This window comes from Mesorhizobium sp. C264A (genome assembly GCF_040324515.1).
In the GTDB taxonomy this organism is placed as follows: domain Bacteria; phylum Pseudomonadota; class Alphaproteobacteria; order Rhizobiales; family Rhizobiaceae; genus Mesorhizobium.
The window spans coordinates 31,008-46,344 of the sequence record NZ_JAMYVY010000002.1 but is presented as its reverse complement, the minus strand read 5'-3'; the positions used below and the strand labels follow the sequence as shown (position 1 = coordinate 46,344).

At 59.0% G+C, this 15,337-nt stretch carries 10 protein-coding genes, 2 pseudogenes and 1 riboswitch; of the genes and pseudogenes, 4 read left to right on the top strand and 8 right to left on the bottom strand.

The genetic code is table 11. From position 1 onward, the window contains the following. Positions 1–862: 862 nt before the first annotated feature. Positions 863–1,945: a glycosyltransferase family 10 domain-containing protein gene (locus NKL04_RS19350; protein WP_156951525.1), complete on the top strand. Its 1,083-nt coding sequence runs from the start codon at positions 863–865 to the stop codon at positions 1,943–1,945. A 137-nt stretch (positions 1,946–2,082) separates the two neighbouring features. On the opposite strand, the gene NKL04_RS19345 is transcribed toward NKL04_RS19350, so the two are convergent. Beyond that, positions 2,083–2,436, bottom strand: a complete 354-nt coding sequence (locus NKL04_RS19345; RefSeq protein WP_023702970.1) for a hypothetical protein — start codon at positions 2,434–2,436, stop codon at positions 2,083–2,085. 909 nt (positions 2,437–3,345) lie between these two features. On the opposite strand from NKL04_RS19345, the gene NKL04_RS19340 reads away from it, so the two are divergent. Next, complete coding sequence (locus tag NKL04_RS19340) at positions 3,346–4,401, top strand: cytochrome-c peroxidase (RefSeq protein ID WP_023702971.1); 1,056 nt, start codon at positions 3,346–3,348, stop codon at positions 4,399–4,401. A gap of 438 nt (positions 4,402–4,839) precedes the next feature. Here the strand turns inward: NKL04_RS19340 and metE are convergent. The 6 genes and pseudogenes from metE to NKL04_RS19305 all read right to left on the bottom strand — a co-directional run bounded on the left by metE (position 4,840) and on the right by NKL04_RS19305 (position 12,513). After that, positions 4,840–7,185: pseudogene (gene metE, locus NKL04_RS19335) on the bottom strand (5-methyltetrahydropteroyltriglutamate--homocysteine S-methyltransferase). Positions 7,186–7,276: 91 nt separating this feature from the next. Next, positions 7,277–7,477, bottom strand: a riboswitch (cobalamin riboswitch). Between the two features lie 178 nt (positions 7,478–7,655). Next, complete coding sequence (locus tag NKL04_RS19330; RefSeq protein ID WP_023702972.1) at positions 7,656–7,880, bottom strand: hypothetical protein; 225 nt, start codon at positions 7,878–7,880, stop codon at positions 7,656–7,658. Further along, positions 7,881–8,873 carry an adenosine kinase gene (locus tag NKL04_RS19325; protein ID WP_352671565.1) on the bottom strand — a complete coding sequence of 331 codons (993 nt, stop codon included), beginning with the start codon at positions 8,871–8,873 and terminating at the stop codon, positions 7,881–7,883. Positions 8,874–8,981: 108 nt separating this feature from the next. Beyond that, positions 8,982–10,157, bottom strand: coding sequence for a methionine adenosyltransferase (metK, locus tag NKL04_RS19320; RefSeq protein WP_023693516.1), 1,176 nt, complete (start codon positions 10,155–10,157; stop codon positions 8,982–8,984). A 53-nt stretch (positions 10,158–10,210) separates the two neighbouring features. Continuing rightward, entirely contained in the window at positions 10,211–11,548 is a 1,338-nt protein-coding gene (glyA, locus tag NKL04_RS19315; RefSeq protein ID WP_023702973.1) for a serine hydroxymethyltransferase, read from the bottom strand. Positions 11,549–12,168: 620 nt separating this feature from the next. Continuing rightward, positions 12,169–12,513: a recombinase family protein gene (locus NKL04_RS19305; RefSeq protein WP_023702975.1), complete on the bottom strand. Its 345-nt coding sequence runs from the start codon at positions 12,511–12,513 to the stop codon at positions 12,169–12,171. Positions 12,514–12,904: 391 nt separating this feature from the next. Between NKL04_RS19305 and NKL04_RS19300 the strand changes: the two are divergent. Together NKL04_RS19300 and NKL04_RS19295 are read left to right on the top strand one after the other, a co-directional pair. Beyond that, a pseudogene (locus tag NKL04_RS19300) lies at positions 12,905–13,200 on the top strand (hypothetical protein). Continuing rightward, the gene (locus NKL04_RS19295) at positions 13,197–13,673 is read left to right on the top strand and encodes a type II toxin-antitoxin system VapC family toxin (RefSeq protein ID WP_023702976.1); all 477 of its coding nucleotides are present in this window, start codon (positions 13,197–13,199) and stop codon (positions 13,671–13,673) included. The pseudogene NKL04_RS19300 and the gene NKL04_RS19295 overlap by 4 nt, the downstream one beginning before the upstream one ends. Positions 13,674–14,455: 782 nt before the next feature. On the opposite strand, the gene NKL04_RS19290 is transcribed toward NKL04_RS19295, so the two are convergent. Further along, positions 14,456–14,950 carry a MaoC family dehydratase gene (locus NKL04_RS19290; protein ID WP_031203438.1) on the bottom strand — a complete coding sequence of 165 codons (495 nt, stop codon included), beginning with the start codon at positions 14,948–14,950 and terminating at the stop codon, positions 14,456–14,458. Positions 14,951–15,337 lie beyond the last annotated feature (387 nt).

The following is a 15,337-nucleotide window of genomic DNA, read 5'->3' as shown; positions in this document are numbered from 1 at the left end:
GTAGCCTTGAGGCTAAGCGCGCTGTTTTTGCTCGCTTTGCTTCTTTGGACTGTGAAATCGAGCGATAGTGATCGCTTGATGGTGGGCGTCAGGGACGATGGAACAAACGTTCATTGGCAATGGCCAAAGATGTAAGTTCATCGCCGGTGAGCCGCTCTTGCAAGGGGGCTGGGAACCGCCGCTGATAAACCTAGGACATCAATGTATTTCGAGGCGTTTCTTAGCCGGTCCTGGAGAGGCGGCAATGGCTGCGGATGACACCTGTTCCACGATATCAAACAGCGCGGCGACACGGGCAGCTTCTCGAATCTGGAGCGGCTTCTCGCACGCTGGCGCCGCGCCGAGAGGCCGGGCGAGGACAGTGAGTCGCCTGCTTCAACCATAAGCATCAACCAGCCAGCGACGCGTCCTCATACGGAATCCCTTGACCGGCCGTGTGATCTCGCGGGTAGTCGCCGCGTCCCTCTGGATCAAGCCTCGGGATGTGCTGACGATCAACCAGGCCAGAAGGTCGACGTCCTGAAGCAGGGATGACATGAGTTTGCCACTATGCGCAGGCTTGCCATGCCCTTCCGCGGCATTTTGCGGGGCCTGTGAGTTGGGCAAGCTCGGCACTTCGATCGACTTGGCGTCACCCGGCTCATCGCCATCACGCGTTTCGGTCTGGTCCTACGCCGTGACGTTGACCCCGTTCGCGATGCCATTGAACTGCCGTGGAGAACGGCCGAGGCGGAAGGGCTGATCAACCGCCTGAAGACGATCAAACGTATTATTAGGCAGCGCCGGCTGCGAACTCCTTAGGCACGCATGCTGCCACTCAGCCGGCCTAATCACCACACGAAGCGAGGAAGAACCTGGTCAAGTGCAAAGCGACAATTGCCTCGACAGCAGGTCCCGGAAGGTTTATGCTGCCCGATATTACCGCAATCCTGAATGGCGATTGAGTACCTTCACGAGTGAAGGGAGTGGAACTGCTTTGTCGGCCAAATTGTTGACGGAACGCCCGGCGCCCATTGTTGCTACATGTCTAGATTCTTGGGGCGTTTTGGATGATGCAATCCACCACCTCACTCCAAAGGGCAGTGGAATCTGGAACAATGTCGCTTTTGTACGCACGACATCCTTCGTGCCCGATTGGCATATTGTCTTTAACTCTGCTTCTCTTTTTGGGCTCCCTGTTGATATCGAGGCGAGCCCCAACAGGACAATTTTTGCAATCGGCGAACCGCCGACGAAAGCTCATCGTGCATTTCATGAAGGGCAGGGGAAAAATACTATCGTCCTTACGTCTGACGCAGAGCTGGTTGCTCGGCAGAATGCAGCTCGCCGATTCGTTTTGTCTCCACCGATCACTCGGTCTTGGTCTGTAAACAAGACATATGACCAACTTCTGGTCAGCGAAGTCATGGATAAGCCACTTCGGCTCTCATGGATTACCAGTAACATCGCCCTGCTTAAAGGACATCGGTATCGGCTGGCGTTTCTGGAACGGCTAAGAAAGGAGCTCGATTTTGACCTGTTCGGCCGAGGTTTTCGGCTGATTGGAGATAAATGGAACGCACTCGCACCTTATCGCTACAGTATAGCGTTCGAGAATACTCGTGCTGATTACTATTTTACAGAGAAGCTTATGGACTGCTTCGTCGCTGAAACAATGCCGATCTATTACGGCAGCCCGGCAATCACGAGGTTCTTCCCTTCGGACTCTATGGTTCTGATTGACCCAGAGGACAAGAACGTAATCCAAAAAATTCAAGAAATTATCAACTCAGACCTCTGGAAGGAACGTCGCGGCGCAATAAGAGAGGCGAAGCGGCTAGTCCTCGAGAAATACAATACGTTTGCCTATCTCGCGGGCTTCATCGAAAGCGTTCAGGATAAACCCTTACCGCCAGAAATTATACACATCGAATCGCCTGAAGTTGATTTTTCGATAGACGAATGAAGTACTCCAACGCTCGCTCCGCGTGCCCGGCGGTTGGTGGTCTCACGAGATCGGTGCGGAACGCCCGGCGGAGAATGCCTGCTGCGCAAACGGGCCGGCACGGGCGCACAAGGTCATGCGCCCCCGGCTGCCGCTAATCAGACGAACTGGGGAAGGCCAGGAACGGAATTGAGGACCTCGTCCACGAGTTCGTCGCCGGCATGTTCCTTGGCGCAGGCGATCGTCTCGTTGGCGAGGGCGGCGATCTTTGCCATGCTGAGACCCTCACCCATCAATTGCTGCCCGAGCCCCATAAGGCCGCCACCCTCTGGGTCGTCGCCATGATACTTCGCTACTAATTCCGAAGCTCCCGGAATGGCCTCGATCATGCGCGCGCCGGGACCGTCGGCCGCGTGGCTCCGCAGGAAACCCAGCATTAACCCAACGGCCTTCTCTGCGACAGCCGGGCCGATGCCGGCACCAGTGGCGATGCGCGGTAAGATTTCTTCCATGCAGGGTCTCTCTCTCTTTGATTACGTTTACAAGGGGCCGGTCCGGCGCCGCGCCTTTGGCCGACCCACAATTGAACTCCACAAAATAGGCCAGCGGAGGTGCTATTGCGCCTAAAACCGCCTCTGTCAACGCAAGCTGCGTCGGACGTGCGTGTTTCCCAAACCGAAGATCATTCCAATTCACTTCATTACGCACTGGCAACCGCACAGTTCGCGGTGGCTCGCTTATGAGCCAATGCCCCGCGCCCGTCAAATGATGACGACAACATGGTCATCGCCTAGGATCTGTGGATCAAGGTGTGAGGCAGTTGCAGCGGGTGGACCTGCTCAAGCGCCGCGCCATCCTCGCGTGATGGGATGTTCGTAGAAGCGGAGCTATATGCCGGTGTGACGATCGATGAAGGCAGAACGGCTATTCCGCTACGACCTCCATACTGTCGCATAGACCGTCGCTGCTTAGGTATTGAAACCGCCATCGCTGGTGACATCACAATGTGCAGTCGGCGGGTGTCGACAAGGCCGATTCACGCAATCAGCAGGTCAGGAGGAACGAATGAACCCTGACGTTTCAGAAGCTCACTTTTCGCAAGGCGTGCAGCGCACATCGTGCAAGAGATTGCCAGTCTTGCGGATGCTGTCGACTTTCTCAACCTTGGCTGGAAGATCGCAGTGACCGAATCTACGAAGCCGCCCTCAGGGCGTGCTTTGATGCATAAAACCGGTTGCCAACCAGGGATACTCCTCCTCCCTGAAGTCCAATCGAGAAGAGCGATCACTTCCAAGAGGGTCCCAGCTCAGCTGCGAAAACAGGTGTGAGACCCCGTCCTCTCCCTCAAGCTGATCTAGCTCAGGGCGTTCATGAGCCGCAGATCGCATAATGGCTGCGTGGACGACGCAGGAAGACCAATTATGAAAATCCTATTCAGTACGATGGCTGTCACCTTGCTGGCACCGACCGCCTTTGCTGCGGATTGGATCCCAACCGACCTCAGAGATACGGCATTGGCCACCTTCACGGCTTTGCCATCCACCACGCCGACAGTCGCCAATAACCCGATCACCCCGGAAAAGATCGCTCTCGGCAAGGCACTGTTCTTCGATCCACGCGTCTCGGCGTCAGGCGTCTTGTCGTGCAATTCATGCCACAACCTGGCCACCGGCGGCGACGACAATCACGAAACCTCGATTGGCCATGGTTGGCAGAAGGGACAGCGCAACGCGCCGACTGTACTGAACGCTGTCTTCAATATCGCCCAGTTCTGGGATGGTCGTGCCGAAGACCTGAAGGCTCAGGCGAAGGGACCGGTCCAAGCCGGGATCGAAATGGCCAATACACCGGGCCAACTCATCGCCACTCTCAAGTCCATGCCGCAATATGTCGAGTGGTTCGATGCAGCTTTTCCGGCTGAAGCTGATCGGGTCACCTTCGACAACTTCGCCAAGGCGATCGAAGCCTTCGAGGCGACACTGGTCACACCTGCCCCGTTCGACAGCTTCCTGAATGGTGATGAGGTTGCCATGACTTCCGAACAGAAACAGGGCCTGGTGCTTTTCATGGACAAAGGCTGCTCGTCCTGCCATGCCGGCATCAACGTTGGTGGGCAAGCCTATTACCCATTCGGCCTCGTGGAACGGCCCAGCGCCGAAGTCCTGCCGGACAAAGACAAGGGCCGATTTGAGGTCACCAATGCAGCCGACGATTCCTATGTCTTCCGCGTGGCGCCGCTGCGCAACGTTGCACTCACCGCGCCATACTTTCATTCGGGCAAGGTTTGGGATCTGAAACAGGCCGTCGCCATTATGGGGACCACCCAGCTCGGCGTAGTACTGGCGGACGAAGAAGTTGACCTGCTTGTTGCCTTCCTCAACTCGCTGACCGGAGAGGCACCTGACGTCGCCTATCCCATCTTACCCTCAGAAACGGTGACAACGCCCCGGCCTGTAACGCAGATCTCAGGAAAATAAGGGCCAATCGGCTGCGGACTCGCAATCGAAAATGATTGGCGATTTTTACTTGGCGACACGAATTGCGACGTCCATCTCCGAATTGGCGGGACGCTAGCGATACCCGAACCCTGCCACCTCGCCCGTAGTCTGCGCGATCAACTGGGGGCGGACAGACGCAGCACCATATATTGTCGCTGCCTGAGCGAACGCGCCAAGCAGTCTACTTTGAGAAACGACGCGTGTCCGATTTGTTCGAGGCGCGGGGCCTGTATGTCCCCAAGGAACCAATATTATAGCGTAGTGCCACATTTATATTTCTGCGGGATTAAGACACGTGCCGTAGGGAAATTGCACATTTGCGCCGAGTGGCTCATTTCCAAGAGTGTGCCGGTTTGGCATGTTCACGGCCGACAGGAGCCAGCCGGTAGCTCACCACACGGTGAGGAAGGAGAAGCCTCAGGCCACTTTCTCCCGGAGCGCGCGCGCTGCAGCGACCATGTTCATGAGGGCAGGGCGGACCCTCCCATTTGCGTGTTTTGAGGCCACAGTCCGGGTTTACCCACAGTTGGCCGTCGGACAGTCGCTCGCGGGCAAGCATGATTAGGTCCGAAATCTCGCAGACCTCCGGCACACGTGGTGAGTGAATGTCATAGACGCCGGGACCGATCTCGTTCGGATATTTGGAGCTCGTGAAGGCGTCCAGCAGTTCCATCTTGGAGCGCGACGTCTCAATCGAAATGACATCCGCATCCATTCCAGCGATCGCGTCGATGATCTCGTTGAACTCCGAATAGCACATGTGGGTATGGATTCGAGTCGCGTCCTTTACACCCGTTGAAGCGATCCGGAAGCATTCGACAGCCCAGTCGAGATAGGCTTTCCAGTCAGATTGGCGCAGTGGCAATCCTTCGCGAAACGCGGCCTCATCGATCTGGATCATCCTTGCGCCGGACCTTTCGAGATCCGTCACTTCGTCGCGGATGGCGAGCGCGATCTGGCGGCAGGCTTCGGAGCGGGGTACGTCGTCTCGAACAAAGGACCAGTTGAGAATGGTCACTGGGCCTGTGAGCATTCCCTTCACGGGCTTTTCCGTAAGCGACTGGGCGAATTGCCACCAGCGCACCGTCATCGGATTGCGCCTCGATACGTCCCGAAGATGATGGGGGAACGCACGTAGCGCGACCCATAGCTTTGCACCCAGGCATGCTGAGTGAAGGCGAAGCCGGACAGCTGCTCGCCGAAATACTGTACCATATCGTTTCGTTCGAACTCACCGTGCACCAGCACGTCCAGCCCGATCTCTTCCTGCCAACGAATTGCTGACTCGATCTCCTTCTTCAGGAAAATCTCGTAATCGACATAACTGAGCTGGCCCTTCGCATGAGCGGACCGCGCGCGGCGTACCTGCGGCGTCTGCGGGAAGGACCCGATTGTCGTCGTCGGGAACGGCGGCAGCCCGAGCGTGCCGGCCTGGACTCTGGAGCGCTCGCCAAAAGCGCTCTCTCGTCGTTTCATGCTATGGTCAATGCTGGCGATCCACCCCTCAACAAGCGGGTCATGGATCTTCGTGGACGTCAAGCGAGTGGCGGCAGCCTCGGCAGAAGCTTTCAACGCGGCTGCCACCGCATCCCTGCCTTTGGAAAGGGCCCGGGCCAGCAAGACCAGCTCGTCGGTCTTCTGGGCCGCGAAGGCGAGCCACGACCTGATGTCGGCCTCGAGTTCCGTCTCCATGCGCAGGTCAATCGGCACATGCAGCATCGAGCAAGAAGGCGCGATTTCGACGCGGTCCAAGGGCCAGCCGGCGACGATCGGTTTGATGCGGTCGAGAATGGCGGGCAGGTTCGCACGCCAGACGTTGCGGCCATCGATCAAGCCGAGCGAGAGCACCAGATCCTTCGGAGCGAGCCGACCCACCGTTTCCAGCTGCTCGGGAGCGCGCACGAGATCAATATGCAGGCCGGCCAGGGGCAGAGAAACCGCGGTTTCGAGATTGTCTCCCAGCGACCCGAAATACGTAGCCAGCATGATCTTCAGCTCGGGCGCGGCTTTCGACAGCTGGCCATAGGCGAATTCGAACGCAGCTCGTTCGTTCGGGTTCAGATCGAGGACAAGCGCTGGCTCATCGATCTGCACCCAGTCGGCTCCCGACAGCTTCAGCCTCTGCAGGACTTGCTCGTAAACGGGCAGCAGCCGCGGTAGGAGCGCGATGGGACCGAATCCTTCGGCACGCGATTTCGCCAGCTTGAGGAAGGTGATGGGTCCAAGGATGACTGGGCGTGTGTGAATGCCGAGAGCTTTAGCCTCGAGGAAGTAATCGACCGGCTTCGATGACGAGAGGGCGAACGTCTGATCATCATCGAGTTCCGGCACAATGTAGTGGTAGTTGGTGTCAAACCACTTGGTCATTTCCATCGCGGTTACACCAGGTCCATGAGCCTCCTCCTGGTGACCAGCGTGTCCACAATCCTCCGTCTGACCCTGATTGCCGCGCGCCATTGCGAAGTAGATGTCAAGTGGGACCTCGCCGCTATTCCAGCCGTACCGGGATGGAATGGCCCCGACCATGGCTGCGGTGTCGAGCACATGGTCGTAAAGCGAGAAGTCGTTCGACGGGATTTTCGACACGCCGCGATCGCGCTGCTCTTCCCAGCTAGCGGCTCGGAGCGCCTTCGACGTCGCAAGAAGGTCGCCAGCGGACGATGTTCCGGACCAGTAGCTTTCGAGGGCGAATTTCAGTTCTCGCCGACGACCGAAGCGCGGCACGCCGAGCGTTGCTACAGGAATTTGCTGAGAGACAGTCATGTCATACCCCGATGGTTGGGGGCGTCGGTGACAAGGAAGGCGCTAGCAGGCCGGCACGCCGGTTGCAGCGGCCACCGAGACACCCCGCCCGTGGACGTAATTCGCCGTGGCAGGTCTCCTGGCTCGCGGGGTCATAGCCTCTACCCGTCTTCCCGAGGGTATTCGCCTCAGTGACATGAGTGGATTGGCTCGCCGCTAACAGTTGCGGGGGCAGCGCCGGCATCGCACCGGCTTCCCTCTTAGCTCCGCTGCGGCAGCACCGTACGCGAGAACCACAACAGCAGACAATCACAGCAACCCGCTCTTTGTCAATGACGCATAATGAAATGTTTATGTCGTTATATGGTCGCGTTTTACGCCTTTGTCTAGCATTGTGAAATATTCAGTCTGCTGCCCGCATTCGGCATCGTGGGACGTGATCGCAAGTCAGGTCCGACCGACGCCGCGAGTTCTCCGTTACCTCAGGAACCTTACTGGCCCCCCAAGCTGAGCTTCTGGAAAATGCTGGTGACGATCTGGAGGACGGTGAATGCCGTCATGGCAAGCACGCCTTGCACCGCTCCTCCAGCGAGCTTCACGGCAGCAGCATGGGTCAGTTCTCCGAAGCGAATGGCTGTCGCTATCAGCGAGCTTTGACACAGTTCCGCCACTGCGGTCATCGCGTCAGTAGGGCGGCTGGTTGGTTGCCCGCGCATCTACAGCAACCCAGCCCCTTCCGCCTCGCGGCGCAAATTCTGCCTTGGCCTTGGGCCGATCTGCTGGATCACCAGGCCGGCCGCCAGCGAGCCAAGGTCGCCGCAGGTCTTGAGGTTGCGGCCCTGCGTGTAGCCATGCAGGAAACCGGCGGCGTAGAGGTCGCCGGCGCCGGTGGTGTCGACCAACTCCTTGATGGCGGTCGCCTCGATGACCACGGTCTCGTCGCCGCGCACGATCACCGAGCCTTTTTCGGAACGGGTGACGGCGGCAATCTTGCAGTCCTTGCGGATCTGAGCCAGCGCCTCGTCGAAGGATTTTGTCTGGTAGAGCGACTTGATCTCGTGGCTGTTGGCAAAGACGATGTCGACAGTGCCCGAGCGCATGAGGTCGAGGAACTCGTCCCGGTAGCGGTCGACGCAGAACGAATCAGACAACGTCATCGACACTTCGCGCCCGGCCTCGTGTGCGAGCTTCGCCGTCTGCCGGATCGCCTCCTTGGCGCGCGGCGGATCCCACAGATAGCCCTCGAAATAGGTAACCTTGGCGCCGGATGCCTTGTCGGCCTCGACATCCTCAGGGCCAAGCTCGACGCAGGCGCCGAGATAGGTGTTCATCGAGCGCTCGCCGTCGGGCGTGACGAAGATCATAGAGCGCGCCGTCGGCGGCTCGCCCTTGAGCGGCCTGGTGTCGAAGGCGACACCCTGTGCATGGATATCGTGCGCATAGATTTCGCCCAGCGCATCGTTGGAGACCTTGCCGAAGAAGGCGGCGCGTCCGCCGAAGCTGGCTACGCCGGCCGCCGTGTTGCCGGCACTGCCGCCGGAGGCCTCGATCGCCGGGCCCATGCGGCTGTAGAGCAGTTCGGCGCGGCGCGTGTCGATCAGGTTCATCGCGCCCTTGATGATGCCGTTGATCTCGAGGAATGCCTCGTCGCACTGGGCGATGATGTCGACAATGGCATTGCCGATGCAAAGCACGTCATAATCCGGCATCAATGTCTCCGCCAAAAAACCCGAGCCGGCTTCTCGCCACGCCTGCCAGGCGCGGGTCTGCCCGGTGGAAATGGGCTTTCCGCTTGCCGATCCGTTCGCCGGCGGCTCTCACGGGGCGGCGAGTCCTGCCTCGCGACGCAATTCGTCCGCCCTGTCTGTCTTCTCCCAGGTGAAATCAGGCTCTTCACGGCCGAAATGGCCATAGGTCGCTGTATTGCGATATATAGGGCGTAAGAGATCAAGCATCTTGATAATGCCTTTCGGTCTGAGATCGAACAACTCAAGAATGAGGCGCTCGATCCTGCTTTCCTCAACCCTGGCTGTCCCGAACGTGTTGACCATGACGGAAACCGGACTGGCCACGCCGATTGCGTAAGCAAGCTGCACCTCGCACACGTCCGCAAGTCCGCTAGCGACGATGTTCTTTGCGACATAGCGGGCTGCATAGGCAGCCGAGCGGTCAACCTTGGACGGGTCCTTGCCCGAGAAGGCGCCGCCGCCATGACGACCCATCCCGCCATAGGAATCGACGATGATCTTGCGTCCAGTGAGACCGCAGTCGCCGCGCGGCCCGCCGACTACGAACCGCCCCGTCGGGTTGACCAGAATTCTGATGCCTTCCGTCTCCAGGTGGGTCGGCAGGACAGGCTTTATGATTTCCTCAATGACGCCCTCGCGGACAGTCTCTTGCGAGACCTGCTCGTCATGTTGCGTCGACACGACGATGGTATCCAGGGCGACCGGGCGCAACCCCTCATAGCGCACTGAGACTTGGGATTTCATGTCAGGACGCAACCAGCCAAGCTGTTGTGCCTTCCGGACATACGCCTGCCGTTTCGTCAAGCGATGAGCGAGCTGGATCGGCAAAGGCATCAGGGTATCGGTTTCGCGGCATGCGTAGCCGAACATGAGGCCCTGATCTCCCGCTCCCTGCTGGAGGTCTTGCCCTCTTCCCTCGTCAACGCCTTGGCTGATGTCGGGCGACTGCTCGGTGAGGGCATGAACGACGGAGCAACGCCGGCCGTCAAAGCCGACGGCCTCGTCGTCGTACCCAATGTCGAGAATCGTATCGCGCGCAACTTGGCTGTAATCCACCTGGGCATCGCTGGTGATCTCGCCAGCCAGAACGACTATCCCTGATTTTACCAACGCTTCACAGGCGACGCGCGCCTTGGGATCTGTGCGGAGGATGGCATCGAGGATGGCATCCGAGATGTTGTCGGCCAACTTATCCGGGTGCCCCGCGCCAACCGATTCGGAAGAGAACACGAACTGCCTAGCCATGAATACCTCGCTTCGGATGTTGGATGTGGTATGGGCATTTTGCTTGGCCCACCTTACTTGTCGGAGATGCCCGGGACCTCGAACGCAGCGCACAAGTCGGCAACGTCTCTTCGCACGCAGGCATGGAGATCTTCGTCGTCTGGCCGCTGGAGGACGGAGTCAATGAAGCCAGCAATTTGCACCATTTCCACATCGCGCATGCCCATTGACGTCACTGCTGGCGCCCCCAGGCGAATTCCGCTTGTGACCGCCGGATGCCGCGGGTCGCCAGGCACCATATTAAAGTTTGTGATGATTCCTGCCTTTGCTAGTCGCTCGGCATAGGCCTTGCCCGATAGTGGCCGATCGCGAAGATCAAGGATCAGCATGTGATTGTCCGTCCCCCCGGTAACCAGGTCATAACCTCGCTCAAGCAGTGCATGTGCCAGAGCCTTGGCATTCTTGACCGTCTGTTGGCCGTAGCCTCGGAAGGACGGGTTCGCGGCTTCGTGCAAGGCAACCGCTAGCGCAGCGATGGCATTCATGTGAGGTCCGCCTTGCAGGTGAGGGAAGACCGCCCGGTCTATTCGTCTGGCGAGATTGTATTTGCTCTTTGTATGATACAGGGCCTGATAGCGATCTTCGTTCCTTGACAAAATGAAGCCACCGCGGGGACCGCGGATCGACTTGTGGGACGTGCTGCTGACCACGTCGCAATGGCCCACGGGATTCGGGTGCGCTCCCGCGGCAATCAGGCCGCTGATGTGCGCAATGTCGGCTACGAGATAGGAGTTCGCTTCCAGGGCAATTTCTGCCATTGCCGCGTAGTCAAAGACACGCGGGTAAGCGGTTCCGCCGACCCAGATGAGCCGCGGCCGTTCCCGCTTGGCTGTCTCGCGCAAGCGGTCATAGTCAATCTGCTGTGTCTTTTCATCTAGTCCATAGGGCACGCGTTGATAGTCAGTTCCGGAAAAGTTGATGGCCCAACCATGAGTCAGATGGCCCCCTTCCGGAAGGGGCAAGCCCATGACTTTGTCACCGGGACTCAAAAGCGCACGATAGACAGCCTGGTTGGCCGGCGAGCCGGAATAAGGCTGGACATTGGCATGCTCGCTGCCAAATAGCGTTTTCAGGCGCCCAATGGCCAGATCCTCAAGCTCATCAACGATCTCGTTTCCAGCGTAGTAGCGCGCGCCGGGGTACCCCTCGGCGTACTTGTTCGTGAAAATCGAGCCGTTCGCTTCCAGCACGGCCGAGGACGCAAAGTTCTCTGAGGCGATGAGCTTGAGGGTCGTCCGCTCCTGCCGCTCCTGTCTCAGAAGCAGCTCGTGGACGCGGCAATCAACCGCGGCCAAGGAAGACCGCCCGTGGGTGTCCGGCTGTGCGATTGCGCCGTCTGCGGAGTTGTCCATGGTAGCTTCGCGCTCCAATTGGATTGACCTATTTCACGATCAAGCACGCGGTCCCTTTCGGCCGCGTGTCTCGTACCGCTTCGAGCCGCTGCAGGTCCTGTTTATGATAGCCCTCGCGATGGGGCAGGAGATCGACCAATAATTGAACCAGCCCGCCGTCGTTGGATCCTGCGTTGAGATGGTACGAGCGCCACGGAGGCTGTTCGTTGCAGCAAAGAAAATCGGCTCTGGCGAGCAGCCGGACGTGTCGCGCAACCCGCTCTCGACACACGCTCAGAATCTCCGCTAGCTCGCAGACAGTTAGGTCCGCATGCGCACAAAGGCCCAGGATTCGAAGGCGGTCAGGATGCGCTGCCATGCGTAGGCGACTAACCAGTGTCATCATGGCTCAGGACCAAGTCCTACCGAATTTCTCATTTCGCGTTCTCCGCAGAAGTTGCGATTTCGAAGGGTTGTCCAACGACCGGACAAATCTCGGTGGCCGTGACGACCGTCGATATCCTGTGTCGAACAAACAAATGGGCGCTCTTCTTGCCTTTAGCCGAAATTGCAAGCAGTTCGGCCAGTCGAAGAAGCGGGGCCACGGTTTGGAACCACTGACCTCAGACGTTGCAATAAGCCTACCATTCACAGCTAGCCGGAGTTGCTAAGAGTCTATGAATTTCCTTGAAGGATCTGTTGCAACGTTTGCCCAGCCTGGCCTGCTCCCGGTTTGCAGCGGTCATGGTCAGGCGATCCATCGCCTCTGCGAGCACGATCAGGAATTTGCCCTGCATCGCATCGCTGATCAGCTCCTGAAGGCCGGGACGCAACAGCGACCCGCCGCAGATCGCGCGGTGGGTATTGCTGTCGACGACTGTCCAGCCTTGCTTTTCAGCACGCAAGCAGCAGAGCCGCAACTGATCCTCGATCGAGGCGTCTCGGTGATTGTCAGTTGAGTAGCGAGCGCCAAGCGCGACCTTCATGAGGCGGCCCCTTACTCCGGGACGCGGTCTCGCGTCTGGCTATCCGTTTCGGCTTGAACGAAATCCCGTGCGGCCTGTCGCGCCAGCAGCCGGACCAGATTGACGAAGCGTCGATCGGGCTTCGGCGACGCAGACACAGCCGATTCGCGGGCCGCGCCGGCGACCACACGAAGCTTTTCGGCTGTTGCCGTTTCGGCGCGCTATGATCGCGTTCCTGTCCTGACGCGAAATACTCCGTTTCGAGACAATGATGCCAAGTCACAGTGCTTCGACAAGCTGGAATTCTATCAATAACGCGCGTCGCGCAGGAGCCAGTGCTGGCCGATGACGGGGCACATTGTGCTCCGAAGAAGCCATGGCTATATATCCGGATAGAGAACGGAGGCACGCGATGGGCAACACTGCACAGAAGAGAGCAATTATCGCTCTCGCCTGGCTGAGCGCGGCATCGCGCGGTTCGAGATCCAGGCCTTCGACGCAGACCGCGATCTACTGCGAACTCTTGCCCGAAAATTAACGGAGAGCGGGCCGGATGCCCGACAGCTTCGTCGGACCATACAGCAAGCCGTGGCGGGTGAGCCACCGAAAGCGGGCAGCATTCTCGCCGCGTTGCGTCGCTCGCCTCTGGTTGGCTCCAGTCTCGACCTCAGCCGGCCGCGCGAAGAGGGGCGTAAGATCGACCTGTGACGCGCTACCTTCTTCATACCAATATCATCAGCAACGTCATAAAGCCGGAGCCTTCGGGCTCGTTGCTGGCCTGGATGGGCGCGCAGAAGGACGAAGACCTCTTCATTGCTTCGCTTACTGTCGCCGAAATTCGCCGAGGCATCCTAGAGAAGCCGAAGGGGAAAAAGCGCAGCAGCCTTGAAACTTGGTTCGAGGGCTCCGAAGGCCCGCAAGCGCCGTTCGCTGGCCGCGTGCTATCGTTCGACGAGAAAGCTGGCCTCGTGTGGGCGCGGCTGATGGCCAACGGCAAAGCCAGAGGCCGTTCGCGGAGCGCCCTAGACACAATCATTGCCGCTGTAGCCGAAGCCAACGAGTGTGTCGTAGTGACCGACAATGAAAAGCACTTCGAGGACGTTCAGATAATCAACCCGCTCCGTAGCTCTGGAAGCCAAGCGGGTGATGATAGCTCCAACGGTCCGGCCGTTTCAATTTGAGGATTTCAGCGGCACGGAGTCCGAACGTCTCGTGTTCGCCTACCTTTAGCGATGGCTGGATTGATCTTACTTAGTTCGGCCAGGGACGTCTCTTCCAGTTCCGCTTTAATGCCATCCCGGTTCATCTAGTCAGCTCGATCTACCAACAGTTCGCACGCACGAGCGCCAGGGACTGCGCGATACGCGTGTCGAGCTCGTCCATCTTACACTCGATCTCGTCTTCGAAGGCCCTCTCGCCAAACGCCACTGTAGTCCATCCCGCGTGCGCCTCAGGGGCCTTCTCATCGAGGGTTTCTCGCCACTGGTCTGGCGCGCTACCAATGGCAAGTTCGCCCGCTGGGAACTCGTCGGTCTGCACTCCCAGCTCTGGGCATCCACATCAACTGCGGAGCTCTTCATAGCCGTGTTCTTCCTTTAGCTGGCAGCTCTCGAGCTCGACGAGCAGCCGATCAGCGACACCCGCGACCTCAAGTTCGACCCGGTTGACTCGATAACACCCTATTGGCAGATTCAGTCGGGGAGGATCTGCCCACTCCGATCACAAGCCGATCTTTCGACCCCGTGGTCGGGAATTCTCCATGGACCTTCGTGAAGAAGGAATGCAGCGCCGAAAGCCGAAGCGCTTCCGATACATCGAAGCCCCTTCCGAGTCGGAGCCCCGATTAGGCATTCCTGCCACTCTATCTAGCCGACCCCCGTGGCCGCGTTGCCGATCGGTGCGCACTAGTCGCCTACATCGCCCCGGCACGTGAAGATCGTCTCTGCTGATGCTCTTGAGCAATTCAGGCCGCCTCCGGCTGGCGTTTGATCAGCGTCAGCGTCAACCAGCGCGCGGTCAGCGCCGGCTTTTTCGAGCCCTCGATCTCAATCGTCACGCCCAGCGCCGTCTGCACCCAGCCCGACGGCCTGACCTTGACGTCGGCCAGTACGAAACGGGTGCGGATGCGAGATCCGGTTTTCACCGGCGCCAGGAAGCGCAGCGATTCGAAGCCATAGTTGACACCCATCTTGCAGTTTTCGAGCGGCCGCATGGTCTCGAAAGTCATCGCCGACAAAAGCGAAAGCGACAGGAAGCCATGTGCGATGGTGCCGCCGAACGGCGTCTCGCGCTTGGCGCGCTCCGGATCGCAGTGGATGAACTGGTGGTCATCGGTGGCCTCGGCGAACTGGTCGATCATCTGCTGCGAGACCACCCGCCACGGCGACACGCCGACTTCCTTGCCGACGCTGGCCAGAAGTTCGTCGAGACTGATCGGTTCCACGCTAATGTCCTCCATTTCAACCGTCCGAAGCGCGAGCGGCTTCATTCCGAACAGTGTCAGCCCATGCTGCACCGACTGCCGGCCATCCATCGGCAGGATGGCGCCGGTGAGATGACTGCCGTCACGGCTGTACGAATAGAACGTTCCGCCGGCAATCTCATCGGCGCACCGATGCGCCCGATCCGAACATGGCCGCAGACGGGCTGGCTTGTACCTCGGTCGCGGTGCGCGTCCTACAGGCCAACGAAACAGCTCGTCTTGCTACCGGTGATCATTCCGCCGGCGCCGCTATGCGGTATTGTCGCAGATTGATAAAATCAATTGTCTGGATAGTAACCATCCGTGTTTCGAATTTGGAGGAGTCCAGCAGACGGGGTGGCTTGTGGTCCTTGTTGAAGCGCG

Excerpts from the sequence above, each read along its gene's own strand:
- NKL04_RS19345 (WP_023702970.1), bottom strand. The coding sequence starts at position 2,436 with ATGGAAGAAATCTTACCGCGCATCGCCACTGGTGCCGGCATCGGCCCG.
- NKL04_RS19325 (WP_352671565.1), bottom strand. The coding sequence starts at position 8,873 with ATGCCGGATTATGACGTGCTTTGCATCGGCAATGCCATTGTCGACATC.
- glyA (WP_023702973.1), bottom strand. The coding sequence starts at position 11,548 with ATGGACAACTCCGCAGACGGCGCAATCGCACAGCCGGACACCCACGGG.
- NKL04_RS19305 (WP_023702975.1), bottom strand. The coding sequence starts at position 12,513 with ATGAAGGTCGCGCTTGGCGCTCGCTACTCAACTGACAATCACCGAGAC.
- metK (WP_023693516.1), bottom strand. The coding sequence starts at position 10,157 with ATGGCTAGGCAGTTCGTGTTCTCTTCCGAATCGGTTGGCGCGGGGCAC.
- NKL04_RS19290 (WP_031203438.1), bottom strand. The coding sequence starts at position 14,950 with ATGGAGGACATTAGCGTGGAACCGATCAGTCTCGACGAACTTCTGGCC.
- NKL04_RS19330 (WP_023702972.1), bottom strand. The coding sequence starts at position 7,880 with ATGCGCGGGCAACCAACCAGCCGCCCTACTGACGCGATGACCGCAGTG.
- NKL04_RS19340 (WP_023702971.1), top strand. The coding sequence starts at position 3,346 with ATGAAAATCCTATTCAGTACGATGGCTGTCACCTTGCTGGCACCGACC.